At 35.7% G+C, this 21,575-nt stretch carries 15 protein-coding genes; 13 read left to right on the forward strand and 2 right to left on the reverse strand.

Annotated features, from left to right (window positions below; all coding sequences use genetic code 11):
• Positions 1 to 5 precede the first annotated feature (5 nt).
• The 9 genes from parC (at position 6) to MHI02_RS10510 (ending at position 13,173) form a co-directional block, all read left to right on the forward strand.
• Positions 6 to 2,456, forward strand: a complete 2,451-nt coding sequence (gene parC / locus MHI02_RS10470; RefSeq protein ID WP_204798804.1) for a DNA topoisomerase IV subunit A — start codon at positions 6 to 8, stop codon at positions 2,454 to 2,456.
• A gap of 212 nt (positions 2,457 to 2,668) precedes the next feature.
• Complete coding sequence (locus MHI02_RS10475) at positions 2,669 to 3,811, forward strand: acyl-CoA dehydrogenase family protein (protein ID WP_204798805.1); 1,143 nt, start codon at positions 2,669 to 2,671, stop codon at positions 3,809 to 3,811.
• 229 nt (positions 3,812 to 4,040) lie between these two features.
• Positions 4,041 to 4,253 (forward strand): acetyl-CoA carboxylase biotin carboxyl carrier protein subunit, encoded by a 213-nt coding sequence (locus tag MHI02_RS10480; protein ID WP_060669178.1) that lies wholly within the window; start codon positions 4,041 to 4,043, stop codon positions 4,251 to 4,253.
• A gap of 90 nt (positions 4,254 to 4,343) precedes the next feature.
• On the forward strand, positions 4,344 to 5,117 hold the full coding sequence (locus MHI02_RS10485) for an enoyl-CoA hydratase (RefSeq protein ID WP_047186479.1): 774 nt from the start codon (positions 4,344 to 4,346) through the stop codon (positions 5,115 to 5,117).
• Positions 5,118 to 5,164: 47 nt separating this feature from the next.
• Positions 5,165 to 6,667, forward strand: a complete 1,503-nt coding sequence (locus MHI02_RS10490) for an acyl-CoA carboxylase subunit beta (RefSeq protein ID WP_341166109.1) — start codon at positions 5,165 to 5,167, stop codon at positions 6,665 to 6,667.
• Positions 6,668 to 6,922: 255 nt separating this feature from the next.
• Positions 6,923 to 7,321 (forward strand): IS200/IS605 family transposase, encoded by a 399-nt coding sequence (gene tnpA / locus MHI02_RS10495; protein WP_114335144.1) that lies wholly within the window; start codon positions 6,923 to 6,925, stop codon positions 7,319 to 7,321.
• A gap of 11 nt (positions 7,322 to 7,332) precedes the next feature.
• On the forward strand, positions 7,333 to 8,445 hold the full coding sequence (locus tag MHI02_RS10500; protein ID WP_341165885.1) for a transposase: 1,113 nt from the start codon (positions 7,333 to 7,335) through the stop codon (positions 8,443 to 8,445).
• A gap of 213 nt (positions 8,446 to 8,658) precedes the next feature.
• On the forward strand, positions 8,659 to 12,294 hold the full coding sequence (locus tag MHI02_RS10505) for a dynamin family protein (RefSeq protein ID WP_060669164.1): 3,636 nt from the start codon (positions 8,659 to 8,661) through the stop codon (positions 12,292 to 12,294).
• Positions 12,295 to 13,173 carry a 5'-3' exonuclease gene (locus MHI02_RS10510; RefSeq protein WP_047186524.1) on the forward strand — a complete coding sequence of 293 codons (879 nt, stop codon included), beginning with the start codon at positions 12,295 to 12,297 and terminating at the stop codon, positions 13,171 to 13,173.
• Here the strand turns inward: MHI02_RS10510 and MHI02_RS10515 are convergent.
• Positions 13,163 to 14,296, reverse strand: a complete 1,134-nt coding sequence (locus MHI02_RS10515; RefSeq protein WP_341165886.1) for a zinc-dependent alcohol dehydrogenase — start codon at positions 14,294 to 14,296, stop codon at positions 13,163 to 13,165. The genes MHI02_RS10510 and MHI02_RS10515 overlap by 11 nt on opposite strands.
• A gap of 401 nt (positions 14,297 to 14,697) precedes the next feature.
• On the opposite strand from MHI02_RS10515, the gene MHI02_RS10520 reads away from it, so the two are divergent.
• The 3 genes from MHI02_RS10520 (at position 14,698) to MHI02_RS10530 (ending at position 17,812) form a co-directional block, all read left to right on the forward strand.
• Positions 14,698 to 15,888, forward strand: coding sequence for a DUF4317 domain-containing protein (locus MHI02_RS10520; RefSeq protein ID WP_047186522.1), 1,191 nt, complete (start codon positions 14,698 to 14,700; stop codon positions 15,886 to 15,888).
• A 324-nt stretch (positions 15,889 to 16,212) separates the two neighbouring features.
• A complete protein-coding gene (locus tag MHI02_RS10525) occupies positions 16,213 to 16,755 on the forward strand; it encodes a sigma-70 family RNA polymerase sigma factor (protein ID WP_047186521.1) in 543 nt (180 codons plus the stop codon).
• Positions 16,739 to 17,812, forward strand: coding sequence for a DUF4179 domain-containing protein (locus tag MHI02_RS10530; protein WP_060669167.1), 1,074 nt, complete (start codon positions 16,739 to 16,741; stop codon positions 17,810 to 17,812). The genes MHI02_RS10525 and MHI02_RS10530 overlap by 17 nt, the downstream gene beginning before the upstream one ends.
• A 76-nt stretch (positions 17,813 to 17,888) precedes the next feature.
• On the opposite strand, the gene MHI02_RS10535 is transcribed toward MHI02_RS10530, so the two are convergent.
• Positions 17,889 to 19,310, reverse strand: a complete 1,422-nt coding sequence (locus MHI02_RS10535) for an MDR family MFS transporter (RefSeq protein ID WP_341166110.1) — start codon at positions 19,308 to 19,310, stop codon at positions 17,889 to 17,891.
• A 419-nt stretch (positions 19,311 to 19,729) separates the two neighbouring features.
• Between MHI02_RS10535 and MHI02_RS10540 the strand changes: the two genes are divergently transcribed.
• Entirely contained in the window at positions 19,730 to 21,331 is a 1,602-nt protein-coding gene (locus tag MHI02_RS10540; RefSeq protein ID WP_244987041.1) for a ribonuclease J, read from the forward strand.
• Positions 21,332 to 21,575 lie beyond the last annotated feature (244 nt).

Below are 21,575 nucleotides of genomic sequence, written 5' to 3' on the forward strand. Positions count from 1 at the left end.
TTGTTTTGTCAGAAGCAGAACAATTTCTAGATCTTCCATTAGAAGAAGTAATTGGTGACCGCTTTGGAAGATATAGTAAGTACATTATTCAGGATAGAGCACTACCTGATGCAAGAGATGGATTAAAACCAGTACAAAGAAGAATTTTGTATGCCATGCATGTTGAAAAAAATACCCATGATAAAGCATTTCGAAAATCTGCCAAAACGGTTGGTACGGTTATCGGTAATTACCATCCACATGGAGATTCATCTGTATATGAAGCGATGGTTCGTCTAAGTCAAGACTGGAAAAATCGAAATGTGCTTATTGAAATGCATGGGAATAACGGGAGTATAGACGGGGATCCACCGGCAGCGATGCGTTATACAGAAGCGAGACTTGCGGCTATATCTTCTGAATTGTTGCGTGATATTGATAAAGAAACAGTAGAATTTATTCCTAACTTTGATGAATCTACTGAAGAACCGGTTGTACTCCCAGCTAAGTTTCCAAACTTACTTGTGAATGGATCGACAGGAATATCAGCTGGATACGCGACAGATATACCACCGCATAATTTGGCAGAAGTAGTAGATGCGGTTATTATGAAAATTGATAATCCTTCAGTAACAGTAGAGCAACTAATGACTGCAATCAAGGGACCTGATTTTCCAACAGGTGGAATTATTCAAGGTGTAGAAGGAATTAAAAAGGCATACGAAACAGGTAAAGGGAAAATTGTCGTTCGTGGAAAAACGAAGATTGAATCCATTCGAGGAAATCGTGAACAAATTGTCATTGATGAAATTCCTTTTGAAGTAAATAAGGCAAATTTAGTGAAAAAAATGGATGAATTGCGCCTAGATCGAAAGGTAGAAGGGATTGCGGAAATCAGGGACGAAACAGATCGGACTGGGTTAAGAATCGTTGTAGAGCTAAAAAAAGAGGTAAATAGTGAAGGAGTCTTGAATTATCTATTCAAGAATACAGACCTACAAGTTACCTACCACTTTAACATGGTTGCCATCGAGGATCGTACACCAAAATTACTTTCCCTTCCACAAATTCTAGATGCATATATTAACCACCAAAAAGATGTCGTTACAAGACAAACAAAATTTGATTTGAAAAAGGCAAGAGATCGGGCGCATATTGTGGAAGGTTTAATCAAGGCCATATCCATTCTCGATGAATTAATTGCTACCATTCGTGCATCTAAAGATAAACAAGATGCGAAAAGGCAAATTATTGCTAAATATGATTTTACGGATGCACAAGCCGAAGCAATCGTGATGTTACAGCTATATCGTTTAACAAATACGGATATCACACAGTTAGAAAAAGAAGCAGATGAATTAAAAAATGAAATTAATCGATTGGAAGAGATTTTAAACAGTGAAAAGAAATTATCTCAAACAATCAAAAAAGATTTAAAAAATATTAAAAAGATCTTCGCTGATCAAAGAAGAACGGTTATAGAAGATGAAATTGAAGAAATAAAAATAGATATTGATGTGATGGTGGCAAGTGAAGATGTTCTTGTATCTGTGACAAAAGATGGATACATAAAACGTACAAGTCTTAGATCGTATAGTGCTTCAAATGGTGAGGATTTTGCTATGAAAGATCGAGACCATATCATAAGCTTACTCGAAATAAATACAACAGATCAGATATTAATTTTTACAAATAGAGGTAGATATCTATCCATCCCTGTTCATGAATTACCTGATATTCGTTGGAAGGACATGGGTCAACATCTTTCTAATTTAGCTACATTAGAAAAAGATGAACATGTTGTCCAATGTATCCCAATTCGTGAATTTACAGATCAAGCGTATCTAGTCTTCTTTACGAAGAATGGAATGGTGAAGCGTAGTGAATTAAAACTTTATAACGCACAAAGATATTCTAAAGCACTCATTGCTTTAAACTTAAAAGGTGAAGATGAACTTGTAAATGTCTTTGAAACGAATGGCTGTTGTGATGTCTTTATTGCTTCCAATAAAGGTTATGGATTATGGTATCATGAATCAGAAATAAATATAGTTGGCCAAAGAGCGGCAGGAGTAAAAGCAATACAATTAAAAGATGACGAATATGTAGTAAATGGTCAAGTATTTGATGAATTATCTGAACCATCACTAGTTGTCGTTACGCAACGTGGAGCATGTAAACGAATGAAGCTTAATGAATTTGAGAAAACGAGCCGTGCAAAACGTGGTTTAGTTATGTTAAGAGAATTAAAGAGTAAGCCGCATCGCATAAAAGGTTTCTTTGTTGTACATGAAAATGAGAGCTTAGAATTTATGACAGAAGATGGAGAAATGCATCGCGTCTATCCGTTAGAGTTAACAACGAGTGATCGATATAGCAATGGATCCTTTATTATCGATAGTGATAGACATGGAGAAGTAACAGAAGTATGGAAAGAATCTGCGTATCAAGTACCATTTAATGAATCAAATGAGTAAGTCTGTAATATGATTTAATGTAAGCCTCAGTCTATAATGTATGAAATGAGGTTGGGACAAAAATGTTTTATCAAAAGGGAAATCCGATCTTTACAGAAGTTATGGAGTAGATAAACCGCTCTGGAAATTCTGTGGGATTGTTCGTCTTTTGAGTTAAACATTTCGTTATGTCCCAACCTTATTTTGAATAAAAGGTAAAGAGGTGCATAGTTATGGACTTTGAGTTAACGAAAGAGCAAAAGATGATTCAATCCGTGGTTCGGGAATTTGCCGACCGAGTTATCCGTCCGAGGGCAATTGAGATTGATAAAGATGCGAAGTTTCCCTTAGATATTTTTCAAAAAATGGGAGAGCTAGGATTTATGGGGATTCCTTTTCCTGAACAATATGGAGGATCAGGAGCAGATACCATTTCGTATGCCATTTGTGTAGAGGAAATTGGAAACGCTTGCGGTAGCACTGGACTTAGTTATGCCGCTGCCGTATCACTTGGAGCAAGTCCATTCTATTATTTTGGGACAGAGAAACAAAAACAAACATATTTAACCCCACTTGCGGAAGGTAAATATTTAGCTTCTTTTGGACTAACGGAGCCAAATGCAGGTTCGGATGCAGGTGGAACAAAAACTACCGCATACTTAGATGGAAATGAATATGTCATCAATGGAGAAAAGTGCTTTATCACAAATGCTAGCTATGCTGAATTATTAATTGTTACAGCAGTGACTGGAAAAAATGAAAAAGGAAGAAATTTAATAACTGCTTTTATTGTTCCAACTAACACAGATGGAGTATCGATTACAAGTGATTATGATAAGATGGGTGTCCGTGGATCGGATACCGCGCAAATTGTATTGGAAAATGTTCGAGTATCGAAAGAGAATATATTAGGAAAACCAAACAAGGGATTCAATCAATTCCTGCAGGCGTTGGATGGGGGAAGGATTTCGATTGGAGCACTTGGATTAGGTGTGGCCCAGGCATCTTTGAATAGGGCATTACAATACGCAAAAGAAAGAAAGCAATTTGGAAAACCGATAGTCAAATTTCAAGCCATTCAATTTAAATTAGCGGATATGGCAATGGAAATTGAGCTTGCTAGAAACATGGTATACAAGGCAGCATGGTTAAAAGATAACGGTAAACCTTTTGGTAAAGAAGCGGCTTATGCCAAGTTATTTGCAACGGAGACTGCATTTAGAACTGCGAACCAAGCAATCCAAATACTTGGAGGAAACGGTTATATGAGAGAGTATGAAGTAGAGAGATATTTACGAGATGCTAAATTATTAGAAATAGGAGAGGGAACGTCAGAGATTCAAAGATTAATTATTGCTAGAGAATTAGGTTGTTAGAACCATATGATGCAAGATATTTTACTAAGATTTCTTACTACCATTAACCCACTAAATGAAATAACTGCTCATAGTAATTATAGAGTTACCCCACTATATGATCCCATAATTGATGTAAATGAGAAAACGAGAGATGTTTCCTAATAACTCTCCTAAAGTCTGTTCTTAAAATGGAGTAGAAATAATAAAAATGTAATACAACGACTTCTTTATTCGAGGAGGAATAGGTGTGCACGAATTAAAAGCGATGATGGCTGGAAGTGTTTGGGAAGTTTATGTAAAGGTTGGGGATAAGGTTGAAGAAGGTCAAGATGTCGTTATTTTAGAATCAATGAAAATGGAGATTCCAATTGCCTCCGATGTATCAGGGACGGTCAAAGAGGTTAGAGTTTCTAAAGATGATTTTGTAAACGAAGATGATGTCTTGGTTGTATTAGAGTGATAAATAGTCGCTTTTGTTTTCTGAAAATAGTAAAGTGCGTTCCTAATTTTGATAGTGAAGATTGATAAATAAAAGAAAAGAGGATGGGTAATGATTGAGCTTGAGATAAAAGATGAACATATTGCTTTAATTACCTTAAATCGTCTAGAGGCAGCAAATGCATTGTCGACGTCTTTTCTTGACTTACTCAATGAGAAAATAAATTTAATTAACAAGAATCCAAACATATACTGTGCCATCCTAACAGGTGCGGGTGAAAGAGCTTTTTGTGCAGGTGCTGATTTAAAGGAACGGAAGAGTATGACAAATAGTCAAGTGATCGACGCGGTTCATTATATTGGTGAAACAATGTCAAAAATAGAGAAGCTACGTATGCCGGTCATTGCGGCTATAAATGGAGTGGCTTATGGTGGGGGTCTCGAACTTGCCTTAGCTTGTGATTTACGGATTGCAAGCTCCCATGTAAAGCTAGGACTAACTGAGACATCGCTTGCCATTATTCCAGGAGCTGGAGGTACACAGAGGTTGCCAAGATTAATAGGGAAAGGACAGGCTAAACGACTTATTTATACGGCAAAGCCAATCACTGCAGATGAAGCGTTATCGATTGGTTTGGTAGAACAAGTTGTGGAGAAATATGAACTGCTTACTACCGCTATGTTATTAGCGAAAACTATTTCTAATAACGGACCAATCGCTATACAACAAGCAAAACTGGCAATGGATAAAGGGGTGGAAACAGATTTAAATACCGGACTAACGATTGAGTATTTAGCCTACCGAGAAACCATTCCCACAATAGATAGATTAGAAGGATTAAAAGCTTTTGCAGAAAAACGAAAACCATATTATAAAGGGAAATAAGGAAAAGGAGGTTAGAACCTGTGTCTGGAACCGAAGATTTCAAACAAATGAAAGAAAGAATAGAAAGAGGAGGTTCTGAAAAATATCATAAGGCAAATGAAAATAAAGGGAAATTGTTCGTTCGCAAACGTCTGGAACTTTTATTGGATGATGGGATAGATGTAGAGGATGCCTTCTTTGCGAATGGCCTTGACGGAAATTTCCCTGCAGATGGAGTAGTTACAGGGATAGGACAAATAAATGGTCAAAAGGTTTGCGTAATGGCAAACGATTCTACTGTCAAAGCAGGGTCATGGGGAAAAAGAACGGTAGAAAAGATTTTGCGAATTCAAGAAACGGCTATGAAATTAGAAATTCCGATTTTCTATTTAGTAGACTCGGCTGGTGCACGAATCACGGATCAAGTCGAAATGTTTCCAGGTAGACGAGGTGCAGGACGAATTTTTCATAATCAAATCAAATTATCCGGCCGTGTACCACAAGTTTGCTTATTATTTGGTCCATCGGCGGCAGGTGGGGCATATATCCCTGCTTTTTGTGACGTCGTTATCATGGTAGAAGGGAATGCGTCGATGTATTTAGGCTCTCCGCGAATGGCTGAAAAAGTAATTGGAGAAAAAGTGACGTTAGAAGAAATGGGTGGGGCAAAAATGCATGCGAGTGTTTCAGGGGTTGGGGATGTATTAGTTCAATCAGAAGAAGAAGCCATTACATTTGCACGTAACTATATAGCCTATTTTCCAGCTAATTTCAGGAGTAAGCCTACAATGAAACAAGCGATTGAAGTAAAACCATATGATAAACCTATATCGGAATTAATCCCTAAAAATCAAAATACACCGTTTAATATGTATGATTTAATCAATCGAATTATAGACGAAGATAGTTTTTGTGAGATTAAAAAATTATTTGCACCGGAACTAATAACTGGACTTTCACGGATAGGTGGTCGAGTAATCGGTGTGATAGCGAATCAGCCTCGTGTAAAAGGTGGAGTTCTGTTTACAGATACAGCTGATAAAGCAGCTAAATTTATACAATTATGTGATGCGTTCCATATTCCACTCCTTTTCTTAACAGATGTTCCGGGATTTATGATAGGGACAAAGGTAGAACGACAAGGAATTATCCGTCATGGCGCAAAAATGTTATCCGCTATGAGTGAAGCTACTGTTCCTAAGATATCCGTTATCGTAAGAAAAGCGTACGGAGCGGGATTATATGCGATGGCTGGTCCTGCTTTTGAACCAGATTGTGTGCTGGCTTTTCCCCGTGCGCAAATTGCGGTTATGGGTCCGGAAGCGGCAGTAAATGCGGTATATGCGAATAAAATAGCACAACTTCCAGAAGAAGAGCAATTAGCATTTATAAAGGAAAAGCAAGATGAGTATCGTGAAGAAATCGATATTTATCGACTAGCGTCGGAAATGGTGATTGATGATATTATTCATCCCGACACATTAAGAGAAGAGTTAATGAAGAGGTATTCCATTTATCAAGATAAAAATGTCCGATTTACAGAAAGAAAACATGGTGTATATCCAGTTTAATGGAAAATGAACACAGTAAAGGTAGCCTATTTTTGGTTACCTTTATTAAGTTTGCGATAATTATATTATGTAAACAAAGGTGAAGTTTTAACGCACTTCCGAAAGAAGTCTCCCTCTTCAAGCGTGTGAAGGGCGTAGCCCAATGATAAGGGGGAGATGAATTTCGGTTGGGCGACAGCCCCAAGGCTTTTTCTTTTGCCTTTATTGTTCATTAAGGTATAATCAGTCTTATAAAACATAAGGATTGATATAAAAATGAAATTAGATAGTAATAACCATTCAGTGTTCTCGATGTATTATCATCTTGTGTTAGTCGTGAAGTATCGTAGAAAAGTAATAGATGATACCATTTCAGATTATGCCAAAGATAAATTTGTGACATTGAGTGAAAGGTATAATATTACATTAGTTGAATGGAACCACGATATGGACCATATTCATATTTTGTTCAAAGCACAACCTAACAGTGAATTATCGAAATTCATCAATGCCTATAAAAGTGCCAGTTCAAGACTTATCAAGAAGGATTTTCCTCATGTTCGTAAAAAATTATGGAAAGAAATGTTTTGGTCAAGAAGTTTTTGTTTGTTGACGACTGGTGGTTCACCAATTGAAGTGGTGAAAAAATATATTGAAAATCAAGGGGCAAAGTGAGGTGATTTGATATGGCTAAACAAAATAAAGCGTACAAGTTTAGATTGTATCCAACAGATGAACAGGCTTTGATCATACGCAAAACGTTTGGATGTGTCCGTTTTGTCTACAACAAGATGTTAGCTGAACGTAAAGAGACTTATGATTTATTAAAGGATGATAAAGATGCCTTAAAAAAGGTGAAGAACCCTACTCCTGCCAAATACAAGAAAGAGTACGAATGGCTAAAGGAGGTAGATTCCTTAGCGTTAGCGAACGCACAACTAAACTTGGATAAGGCATATAAAGCATTCTTCAAGGGGAATGCCAAATTCCCGAAATTCAAAAGTAAACGACACAGGCAAAGTTACACAACAAATGTTGTAAACGGTAATATTCAGTTATTGGATAGTCATATCAAATTACCTAAACTAAAAATGGTCAAAATCAAGCAACATAGAAAGATACCATCAGAATACAAAATCAAATCTTGTACCCTATCTATGACCTCATCAGGAAAATACTATATTTCTATTCTTACAGAGTACGAGAAGGAGATAGAGAGCAAAGAAATTGAAAAAGTAGTCGGGTTAGATTTTGCGATGGATGGGTTGTTTGTCGATAGCGAGGGTGAGAGAGCCAATTACCCTAAGTTTTATCGACAAATGCTTGATAAATTAGCAATGGAACAACGTAAACTTTCGCGTAAAAAGAAAGGATCTTCTAACTGGAATAAACAACGTATTCAAGTAGCTAAAATCGGGGAGAAGGTCGCCAATCAACGGAAGAACTTTCTTCATCATAAGTCGAAAGAATTAGTAACTAACTATGATGCTGTTGTGATTGAAGATTTAGACATGAAGGGGATGTCACAAGCACTAAAGTTTGGTAAAAGTGTCGCTGATAATGGGTGGGGGATGTTTACTTCTTTCTTACACTACAAATTAAAAGAACAAGGGAAACGACTTGTCAAAATAGATAAATGGTTTCCCTCTACAAAAACCTGCTCGAAATGTGGGGCAGTAAAAGAAATCAAATTATCAGAACGCACTTATCAATGTGCATGTGGACTAAACCTTGATAGGGATTACAATTCAGCACTCAATATCAAAAAAGAAGGCATTCGATTGTTAGAAAGTGCCTGATAAAAAATAAACTCTTGGAACAAGAGGGTTAGCTTGGTCAAATTCGTCAGCTACCAAAAGTGGCGATTACCCAAGAAGCCCCCACTTCAAGCAACCCGTAAGAGTGGTAAGTGGGGGTGGTTCACTTTAAGTTAGAATAACAATTCTGACTAGTATTCACCAATTATCTTCCGTATAATAGTTGGTAAGTTAAGATTAAGGGAGAAGGCATTCATGAATAGTTTGAAAGTGAGAGATAAATCGATAGAAATTAAGTTGGAACATCTTACAGCATTGTATCAATTGTTTCATGACAATGGTGATTTTGCAAACGCGGAAAAAGTATTAGATTTATATAAGAAACTAATAGCTAACGAACTAGTTGTCAGTTTCGCGGGGCATTTTTCTGCTGGGAAGTCCTCGATGATTAATGCTTTGATGGGGGAAGATATTTTACCAAAAAGCCCAATACCTACAAGTGCTAACGTAGTCAAAATTAACTCTGGTGGTGGGTATGCACGAGTACATTTACACAATGGCGATATTTTAGAATTCGAGGAACCTTATGATATGGATATGATCAAGGATTACTCGAAGGATAAAGACACGATTAAAAAAATAGAGATAAGCACGAAAAAACGCATTTTACCAGAACATTTCTCTGTGATGGATACACCAGGAATTGATGCGGCTGATGATGCGGATAGAATTATGACAGAGTCTTCCTTACATTTGGTAGACGTTATGTTTTACGTGATGGATTATAACCATGTTCAATCTGAAGTGAATTTACAATTTCTACAATCAATCCAGAAAAAACAAATTCCATTTTATGTCATTATTAATCAAATTGACAAACATGATGAAACTGAATTATCTTTTCAACAATTTAAACAAAGTATTGAGCTAACTTTCCAACAATGGAATGTGCTACCTGAAAACATCTTTTACACATCTTTAATAGATAAAGATGTCAAACATAATCAATTTAAAGAAGTTCAGGAAACTATTTCAAATATAATGAATCAAAAAACGCGAACGATTCAACATTCTGTACATCAAGTACTTGAAAATCATCGAAAATATTTAAACCATACATATGAAAGCAAATTAGATGGAAAGGTTAATGAAATTGATTTGAACGATGGTTTAGAGGAAATGTATGAGCTAAATTTAAAGTTGAATCATCTTCAAAATGAAGTTCCAGAATTCGAGAGTAAGTATAATCAGGAATTAAAAAGTACATTAAATAACGCTTATATCATGCCGGCAGTATTACGAGATAAAGCACATGACTTCCTAGAGTCACAGCAGAGTAATTTTAAAATTGGTTTATTTGGTTCAAAGAAAAAGACTTCGTTTGAGAAAGAAAAGCGTTTAGCAGAATTCTTACATCCTTTACAAGAAAATATAGAAGCTTCTATACAGTGGAAACTAAGGGAAAAATTTGCTGGGCTTATCAAGGAATATGAAATTACAGAGGAATCTATTAAACAACATATCCAATCACTGAAACTAGATTATGGAGAAAAAGATTTAATCCAGTTAATAAACACGGGTGCAAAAGTGAATGGAGATTATGTTCTTAATTACACAAAAGAAGTTGCAAATGACATAAAAACAAAATATAGGAAAAAAGCAAGCCAGTTATTAACTGAAATAAAACAATCTATAGAAAAGAGAAATAGTGAAAAAGAAAGCAAACTAAAAGAACGACTGTCGAAGCTTGAATATATTCGAGATTACAAAGAACATAAAGATCACACAGAGAATAAATTAAAAGAAAATTTACGTAGATTGGAAGAAATACTCGAAAATCCTGCACCAAGTCAATCAGCTTGGGGTCATGTAGAAGATGCATTGAATCAACGGACAGAAAAAATGAAGAAGGTTGAAGTTCCAAAAACACTATCTATTGAAAAAACTAAAATCAAAAAAGCTGAATTACCAAAGGGAGATAAAGGTAATAAGAAACAATTAGCTACAGATGAAGTTGTAATTAGTATTGAAAACGTGATTCAAACGATTTCTAATCTTCCGGGATTTGATACCTTGCAGGAGGATTTATACGAGAAAAAAAGACGATTATCTAACCGTTCGTATACGATTGCATTATTTGGAGCGTTTAGTGCAGGGAAATCGTCCTTTGCTAATGCTCTGATTGGCGAAAATGCGCTACCGGTTTCACCGAATCCAACTACAGCTGCAGTCAATCGAATATGTCCGGTAACTGATGATTACCAACATGGAACAGTTGTTGTCAGGTTGAAAGATAAAGACACATTAATGAATGATTTATTAAAGATAACGAAGAAATTTAGTCCAAAAGAAACTGATTTACTGTCTTTTATACAATGGGTTAAAGACGAAAAGGTTTATCAGAGTCCTAAATTAAATAAAATGTATCAATCTTATCTTTTAGCTTTGGTGAATGGCTATCCATATATAAAAGAATATATTGGAAAAAGACAAACGATTACATTAGAAGAATTCGGTTCTTATGTTACCGATGAAACAAAAGCTTGTTATATCGAGTCGATTAATCTCTATTATGATTGTGCTTTAACTAGGCAAGGAATCACACTTGTTGATACACCCGGAGCAGATTCCGTAAATGCAAGACATACGAATGTTGCTTTTGAATATATTAAACATGCTGATGCGATTCTTTATGTAACCTACTATAATCATGCGTTATCCCGTGCGGATCGAGATTTTCTCATGCAGTTAGGTAGGGTAAAAGAGGCATTTCAGTTAGACAAGATGTTCTTTATTGTTAATGCGGCTGACTTGGCACGTGACGAGAAGGAGCTTTCTTTAGTTGTTCAATATGTGGGCCAGCAACTACTAGAACTTGGAGTAAGACTACCAAGATTGTATCCTGTTTCTAGTAAACAATCACTGAAAGAAAAACAAAACAACGATCAACTAAACGAACAAATGGCTACTTTTGAGGACTCCTTTTATCGATTCATTCACTACGACTTAACGGCGCTGACAGTAGATTCAGCACTTTGGGATATGCAAAGAACCTATCATAAGTTAGCTGACTATATTGATTCGATGAATTTAGATGAAGAATCCAAACGGAAAAGGAAAGAAGAACTTCATTCGAAGAAACAAATACTGAAGGAACGATTGGTAAATATTGAAACAACTACCCTAAGTGATCAGATTCGTGATAAAATGGATAAGCAACTTTATTATGTGTTAGAAAGATTACAGATCCGCTTCCATGATATGTTTAAGGAACATTTCAACCCGACTACTGTAACCGAATCTGGTCGAAAAGCAGTCGGACAGTTAAGGAATAATCTTGAAAATTTAATAGAATATGTTGGATTCGAATTATTCCAAGAGCTCCAAGCAGTCTCATTGAGAATGGAAGCTTATATACTTAAGCAGGGTAATGATTTTTATCAGTCGATTAAGAAACAATGTATCGATATGGATCATTTATTTGAATTACCGAATTGGCAAGATGACGAATTAAAAACGCCCGATTATAAAGGAGCGTTTACCGATATCGATTTGGGCTTGTTTAATAAGGCGATCTCTTCGTTTAAGGGAACGAAAGCTTTCTTTGAAAAAAATGAAAAAGAACAGATGAAAGAAGCGATTTTCGACCAACTGTCACCATTAGCAAAAAATTACATCGAAGAAAATAAACAAGTAATGTTTGCTGGTTTTATGCCACAATGGGAAGAACTAGTTGAAAAAATGAAGCAACAAGCAATTTCAACAAATGATCTTCAGGTGAAAAACTATGAAGATATGATGAGTACAGAAGTAAATATTTCTGAGCTTAAAGAAAAACAAAAAATCATGGAAACGGAATTAAGTAAACATGGTACAGAGGAAGTGTCCTAATTGAAAAAAAATCAGGTTTTATTAGTAGATGGAATGGCTTTACTATTTCGTGGCTTTTTCGCTACTTCATTTAGAGGGAATTTTATGTTAACTAGTAAAGGTGTTCCTACTAATGGAATCTATCAGTTTTTACGCTATTTACTTGATGCGGTCGATAAATTTGAACCAACACATGTTGTATGTTGTTGGGATATGGGAAGTAAAACCTTTCGTACGGAAATGTACGCTGGATATAAAGCAAATCGTGATGAACCGCCTGTAGAATTAGTTCCACAATTTGATTTAGTTAAAGAAGTGGTAGCAGCATTTGATATACCAAATATCGGTTTAGAAAGTTTTGAAGCGGATGATTGTATTGGAACATTGGCACGTAGCTATGCAAACGAAGAAAATGATGTCCTCATCTTAACAGGGGATCAAGATATTTTACAGCTTGTTGATGACGGAATTCATGTTGCTATTATGAGAAAAGGGCAAGGGAATTATGAAGTATTTACAATGGATAATTTCTACGATAAAAAAGGGATTCATCCTAAACAAATTATCGATTTGAAAGGTTTAATGGGCGATACTTCAGATAATTATCCTGGAGTAAAAGGTATTGGGGAAAAGACTGCACTAAAATTACTCCAGGAATATGAAACCATCGATCAATTATTAGCAAATATGGATCAATTGTCTAAAGGAATTCAAACAAAAATTAACAACGACTTAGAAATGCTTCATTTATCACGGGAACTTGCCGGAATTAAATGCGATGTCCCTATCCAATGTTCACTTGATGAAGCAATCTGGAATATGAATGAAACAAAGGTCCAGGAAAAATTTGCCGAATTAGATTTTGGTCATATGAATAAATTGTTAAAAGTTATGGCTTAAGTATGACTTTAATACAATGATCTTTTTTATTATTAAAGATATCGTACGCTTTTTCTGCTTGATCAAGTGGAAGCTTATGCGTAATAATATCTGTCGGATCAAATTCTTCAGCGACTATCTGGTGATAAAGCTCTTGCATGTAACTACGTGCAGGGGCTTGTCCCATTTTTAAGGTGATATTTCTTGTAAAAAATGGACCGAGTGGAAACATATTATATAATCCACCATAAACTCCTGTAATTTGTATCGTGCCAGCTTTTTTAACAGCTTTCGTGGCAATTTGAAGTGGGCCAATGGTTCCGCCTTGAAGCTTCAATTTCTGACCGACAAACTCTAATGGTGACTTTTTACCATCCATTCCAACACAGTCAATGACAACATCTGCTCCGCCTTTTGTTAATTCTTTCAATGTTTCACCCATATCCTCATCTTTTGTGAAATCAAATACTTCCGTTTTATTTACCTTTTTCGCATGGTTGATACGGTAGTCGATATAATCGATGGCAATGACTCTTTCGGCACCTTTTTGCCAGGCGAATTTTTGTGCCATTAATCCGATTGGTCCACAGCCTAAAACAATAACCGTGTCACCTTTCTTTACCCCTGCATGTTCAACACTCCAGTAAGCCGTTGGCAATACATCTGATAGAAATAGCAGGGATTCATCCTCTAATTCACAATCCTCGGGAATGACAAACGGGGTATAGTTAGCGAAAGGAACTCGAAGATATTCTGCTTGTCCTCCAGGATAGTTTCCGAATTTCTCTGAATAGCCAAAATAACCGCCAGAATCATAGTGCGGATTGGAGTGATCGCATTGACTTTCTAGATGGTTATGACAATAAGGACACTCACCACATGCTACGGTGAAGGGAATAACGACACGGTCACCTTTCTTCACTCTAGTAACTTCTGGACCTACTTCTTCTACAATCCCCATTGGTTCATGACCAATCATATAGTCTATTGGAAGAGGAAAGTTTCCTTGATATAGATGTAAATCAGAACCACAAATAGCGGTGGAAGTAATTTTTACAATAATATCTTGAGGATCCTTTATAATAGGATCAGCCACTTTTTTAACCTCTACTTTATACTTTCCTTGATACGTAACAGCTTTCAATGTTGTACCTCCTATTTTCTTATTAGAGTTTGTTTAAAAGGAAAAAATATACTTTTTGGAAGGACTGCAAATTCCAAGTGGTAATATGATTAATAAATGTACAAAAACATAACAAAAAATCATGGAAAAAGGTGCATGTCTCATTCATCGGTGCATATAATGTAGTAAAATAATCCCAAACGCTTGCAGACGTCAAAATGGTGACGGTTGCAGGCGTTTTACTTTTTCAGCGATATAATTAATGATGAAAAATTCTACGTAGATGTTATACTAGAATAGTCAATTTAATAGTAAATAGAAGGGAACATCTACAATAGCACCATTGTGGGTGTTTTTCGTTACATACCAAAGTGGGACTGCGAACTGTCGCTTTGATTCGGGCAAATAAGGAGTGGAACGAGATGAATAAGAAGGATATTGCAAATATTCGTAAACAATTTAAATTAAATAATGATCTATTAAAAATTCATGAGATATTTAATGTGTATATTATGAAAGAATCCAGTGATATCTATCATTATCAAAGTATGCCTTTTGAAATGTTAGAAGAGGAACAAAAAGAATTATTCATGGGTAACTTTAAAAAAATATTGTCAGGCCAATTGGATGAAAAATTATTTGAGTTAAAGTTCCAACGTGATGTTGAAGATAATAGTCAATTGATTCTACACCAAGGTTTAATAAGTAGTGAAACGGAAGATTGGATTGCACAAATGCTTCTACTTGTAGAAAAAATGTTAAAAGATAAACAATATGAAATGGATATTGTTGTTACTTTCATTCGCGGGGAATATATGAAACCGATGAAGCGTCGTAGTGAAGAATCGGAAGAAAGTGAAAGAGATACGGTTTATTCCCATCCCTTTATTTTATGCAGCATGAATAAAACACAGGATCCGAAAAAAGAATTACTTTTCGACTACGTTGAAAAGGAGTTTAAATATAATTTTGTCGTGGATCCAATTATCAATCTGAAACAACCAGTATCGGGATTTCTATTCCCATGCTTTACAGATAATGCAGCGGACGTGAATCATGTCCTTTATTCTGCTGGAAAAGCATATGAATTGAATTATCATTTCATAGAAGAGGTATTAAATGCCGAAGAAACGATGACAGCAGAAGATGATAAAATAGTTTTTGAAGAAATTGTGAAAAAAGTTGCTGGTCCCCAAATCGATACAACCACATTATCAAATATGTACGACGAAATTAATCGTGTTATAGAAGAAAATGAAGAGGAAGAAGAACCTAAATTAGATTACAAAGATGTTGAAAAAGTCCTAAAAAGTAGTGGAATAGAAAATATTGATACAGAAAAGGTAGAAACTGCATTTAAGACGGTGATTGATGATAATAGCTACGAAATAAAAGCAAGTAATGTGGTACCAAAATATACTTCAAAATCAATCAAAGTAAAAACAAAAGTAGCGGATCTTTCTATCAGTCCACAAGAATTAAGACATGTACGCCAAGTCCACTTAAACGGAAAGCTATACCTTATGATTGAACTAGAAGAAAATACAATGATTGAAGGATTTGAAATGATTCCAGAGGCGTTGTTTCATAAAGTAGAAGAGGATGGGAATTAATTCATAATTAGTTAATAAAAAGCGCGTCCCTTTAAGTATCAAAAAAGTTACTTAGAGGGATATTTTTATATTTGAGCTATTATTGTAGTCTATTATTATGATTGTTAAAAATCGTTACCGGTTTCAACTCCAGCCGGCTAACATTCTTAGCTCCTGACCGCTTGCAATCTATTTATCCGCAACGTCTTCACAATCCCTATAATTAGCTTATCATGACACGAAGAATAAATAATAGATTTAAAACTTATTTAGGAAAAAGGAAAAGTTGAAACTTTTTGTATGTCCAAATCACTCTAATAAGTGAGAGGAGGGGGTGATGACAATATGAAACACGATCTACATACTGTGAAAAGGGCGATTAATGGCGACGTTGAAGCTTTTGAAGAATTGCTCTTTAAAGAAGAAAAAATGCTATATTACAAGGCGCTTTCTTACGTTGGTAATAAAGAAGATGCTTTGGACGCTATTCAGGAAACATCGTACAACGCATTCCTTGCGATAAGGAAATTGCGAAATCCGGAGTATTTTTCAACTTGGCTTTTTAGAATTTTAATACGTGAATGTTATAAGCTATTAAAACAACGTGACCAAATGATTCCTTATGAGGAAAGCGAATTATTGAAAAGATTAGATAGCAAGCAAGAGGAAGAAATAGATTCTTTTCATTTAAGTGAGGCATTATCGAGGCTAAAATCATCCTATCAAACGTCTATCATTTTATTTTACTATCATGATTTGTCGATTAAGGATATTTCCGAAGTGATGGAAAAGCCGGTTAGTACAGTAAAAACGTACTTACGTAGAGCAAGGAAAAAATTAAAAAGTGAGTTAGAAAGGAGTTATCCATTAAATGAAAAAGTCACATGAGCCGTTCGACGATTTTCCGAAAGAACAGGTACGTTCCGCGATTCGTTCAGGAATTATTCGAGCAGAAGAACAAATAACTACGCCTCATATTAAAAAGAACAATGCAAAAAGAAAACTAGTTTATGCTTTCTGTAGTGTGGCAGCTGTCATTGCGATATTGGTTGGCTCCTCTTACTTTTCGCCTGCTTTAGCAAGTAGTTTGTCGCAAATTCCGATTATCGGTTCTATTTTCGCAAATTCCGATTTAATCGGTTTACAACAAGCGCAAAAAAAAGGGTTAACGAATGAAATTGGGGAGACACAGACAGTAAATGGAATAGCCGTTACGCTTGATGAAATTCTATATGATCAGAATAATATTACTGTTGGTCTTTACATTGAATCTGAAAAAGAACTTGATGAATTATATTTTGGAGCTGGGATGGACTTTACGATCGACGGTAATTTTCCTAGTGGATCCACTGGTAGTTACGGCGAAAATATTCTTTCACCAACTACTCGAACTGCCATTCAAGAAATAAATGTGACTGAAGAAATGCCGGAAAACTTCGAACTTGGATTAATATTACATGGAGAAAATGGAGAGAAGTGGTATTTTTCCACTCCTGTTCAAAAAATAACCGACATTAATAAAATAGCTGTTAATCATTCACAATCTGTTGATGGGGTAGATCTTAAAGTATCGGAATTATCTATAAGTCCAACCGGATTAAGTCTATCTTATGAAAGTTCCGAAGACGAAACAGATTTTGAATTAAGCCGCGGGGGAAATATAGAATTTAAAGTAGTGGATCAGGATGGAAATGAAATTACAGGTCATTCTGGTGGGGCGTCAGGTGAATTGGTTAAGAATAAAATAGTGTTTAAGAGTAATAAGCATTTTGATCCCATTGATTCTAATGTTTCTGAATTGACAATCACTCCCTATGTAGTTATTCCGTCAGGCGGGGGAGGAGTAGAAGTCGATGAAAATGGCAACGAAAAAGAGTTAGAATATAAAGGAGATATGATACAGCCGGTTGAGTTTGAATCTTTTAAAGTGAGAATTCCACAGTAAATGTATTGATTAAAGAGATTGCAAAGCCCTATGTATTTGGAAATCCCAAATACATAGGGCTTTTTTTACCAAAACTCTATCCTTCATTTTGCTGTAGTTCTTCCATCTCTTTCGGTTCGGCACGGTAAACGACAAACGCTAGAATAATAGCCAAGATGGACATAACAAATGCAATTAAATAGACAAGTTCAACACCGACTACCATCGCTTGGTTTATAACGGCAGAGTCTTGTGGATTACTCGCCGTTTGTAAATAATGAAGCTGTCTTGCGTTCATAATACTGATAAAAACAGAAACCCCAATCGCGCCAGCAACGGGCTGTAATGTAGTCATGATAGCAGTACCATGTGGATACAAATGTTTTGGTAGTTGATTTAACCCATTCGTCTCAGCGGGCATCATAATTGCCGAAACAGATAACATAATAAGGATATATCCAACGATTACTACCCACAATGAAGTATGAATCGTTAATCTGCTCATCATAAACATCGTCCCGCATAAAACAAATGTAGCAGGAATCATTAAAACACGAGGTCCAAATTTATCGAAGAGGTGCCCCATAAATGGTGACATGAGTCCATTTAAAATACTGCCAGGCAATAAAACCAAACCAGCTGTTGCTGCAGTTAAGGCTAACGGTCCCTGCATATAGATTGGTAAAATGATCTCAGAAGCAAACATCGCCATGATAATGATTAAAAACATCAAAACCGCGTGTGTATACATCGGATATTTAAAAACTCTTAAATCCATGACAGGCTCTTTCAATTTTAACTGCCTAAATGAGAATAAAACTATTCCAATAAACCCAATAATGATTGCAATATAAACATTTGGACTAAGGAAACCAGCTTCACTTTCTCCAACCGCACTGAATCCGTATACGATTGATCCAAACCCGATGGTCGAGAATACGAGTGATAGTATATCAATCTTTGGTTTCGTAACCTCCGATACATTGATTAAATATTTATATGCAAAGGCAATGGAGAATAGGGCGAATGGGATAACTGTAATAAATAAGTAACGCCATCCTAAATATTCAACAATGATGCCTGAAAGTGTAGGACCGATAGCAGGAGCAAACATAATGACCAGACCTATTAACCCCATAATTTTCCCACGTTTATGTGGTGGATAAATTAGTAAAAACACATTGAAAATGATCGGCATTAGTAATCCGGTTCCAACTGCCTGGATTAACCGACCAACTAATAAAATCGGAAAAGTAGGTGCTATTGCGCTTATTGTCGTCCCAATCGTAAAGACAGTCATCGTTCCTAAAAATAATTGTCTTGTCGTGAACCATTGTAGTAATAAGGCAGATACTGGGATAACAACGCCCATTACTAGCATAAATCCTGTTGCCATCCATTGTACAGTAGGCAAGGAAATATGAAATTCCTCCATCAAGGTTGTAAGTGCAATATTTAATAACGTTTCGTTTAATATTGCAAAAAAAGCGCCAATAATTAAGGAAAGCATAATTGGCATCACTTTAACATCTGGATTATCCGCCAGATATTCATATTTCTTTGTCCCGTTATTTTCTTTCAAATAGAAAAACCTCCATCTATCTTTTTATTATTCATTAGAAATGAAACTACATCTATTGTGATATCTAGAAAAATTAGCGGTCTCAACGGTTTAAATCTTTTTATTCCTAATATAACTTAACATGAAATGAACCTAGATTGATAGGGATTTGTGAAAATATAAGGAAAAGGATTTAGGTTGTTTTTGATCGTTAAAGAATCATTAAATTTATCAACTGTATTTAATAAGATGATTTAATAATAAATCAACAGGGCATACTATATTATTATATAAAGCAGGAGAGTATTCAATTGAGAACAGACGAAAAAAACATATCAGTCTTTGCCCTTGGCGGCTTAAATGAAATTGGGAAAAATATGTACGCTATTGAATATGGAAATGATATCGTAGTCATCGATTGCGGAAATAAATTCCCAGATGAAAGTTTATTAGGAATTGATCTCATTATCCCTGATATGTCTTATCTTATAGAGAACCAAGAAAAGGTAAGAGCTTTGATTGTCACACATGGACATGAAGATCATATTGGCGGCATCCCTTTCTTCTTGAAAAAAATGAATGTACCTGTTTATGCCACAAGATTCACACTTGGAATCATCGAACTTAAATTAAAAGAACATAGAATTTTAAGAGAAAGCAAACTTTATGAAATTAACTCAGATTCAAAGGTCGAAATTGGTGAGATGACTATCAACTTTTTTAAAGTAAATCACAGTATCCCGGATTGTTTAGGAATTGTGTTTGATACGCCTGAAGGTAGAATCGTACATACGGGAGACTTTAAGTTTGATTTGACCCCTGCTAATCGGGAACGTCCGGAGATTCACAAAATGGCGGAGATTGGGAGCAAAGGAGTTCTGCTACTTCTATCCGAAAGTACGAACGCGGAGCGCGGCGGATATACTCCATCAGAGCAAATGGTCGGTGAAAATTTGGAAAGTATGTTTATGAAAGCTAAAAGAAAAGTGATTGTTTCTACTTTTGCTTCCAATGTCAGTCGTATTCAGCAGGTTGTCCATGCCTCGCAAAAAACGAATCGAAAAATTGCCTTGCTTGGTCGTTCCATGGTAAATGTCGTAAGGGTTGCAAGGGAAAGAGGTTATGTAAATATTCCCAAAGGTATGTTAATTGAAGCGGATGAAATCAATGAATTCGCCCCGGAAATGGTGACGATTCTTTGTACAGGTAGTCAGGGAGAACCAATGGCTGCACTTAGTCGCCTTTCAACAGGTAATTTTCGCGGTGTAGAAATTCTTGCGGAAGATACCGTCATCTTTGCCGCAGGCCCAATTCCCGGAAATGAAAAGAATGTCACCAGCATTGTAGATAACTTATATCAACTAGGAGCTAATGTCATTTATGGATCTGGAAGTAGTTCAGGAGTGCATGTTTCTGGACATGGCTATCAAGAAGACTTAAAGCTTATGTTGACACTTATGAAACCAACGTATTTTATTCCAATCCATGGGGAATATCGTATGCTACACCATCATCAAATGCTCGCTGAATCTGTTGGTGTTGATGCAGAAAATATATTTATTTTAAAAAATGGCGATGTTGTAGATATGGAAAACTCCATTGCTCGTAGTTCAAGATCTATACCAGTGGGCAGTACATATGTCGATGGGATAGATGAAGGAATGATGAAATTTGTATTACAGGATCGTAAGCGAATTTCAGAAGATGGAATGCTCATGATCATTCTTCCGATGAGTAAAGCAGAAGGGGAAATGCTTGCAGAACCTGAAATAGTTTCTCGAGGATTCCTAGATGATCATTTCTCAGAAATAAGAAAAGGAATCAACCAGATTATTAGAGATACTATTGAAGAGCTTCATGAGGCCAATCGATATTCATGGAATGCGAAAAAGAAACAGATTAAGAAATTAGTTTGGAAGTATGTAAAAGAGAAAACGAAAAAAGAACCAATGATTATTCCTATTTTGATTGAAATTTAATAAAATGTATGATGTCTTTTCTATATGTCAATCAGTTAAGGGACCATCTTTCTAATCAATGCTTCGGGTAACACCGAAGTATTGATTTATTTTTTATCCCTCCTAAATAGGCAGTAAGACCCCCACTGATGGAAGTCTCCTTTATGTAAGCAAATCATTTTGTGATTAATCAGCAAACAGTGTTGAGCGCTTTCACTTTAGTTCTTAACATGCACAATGGTATAATGTTGTTGTGATATTGACG

Origin of the sequence: Oceanobacillus sp. FSL K6-0118 (assembly GCF_038006665.1) — a bacterium.
GTDB lineage: Bacteria > Bacillota > Bacilli > Bacillales > Amphibacillaceae > Oceanobacillus > Oceanobacillus caeni.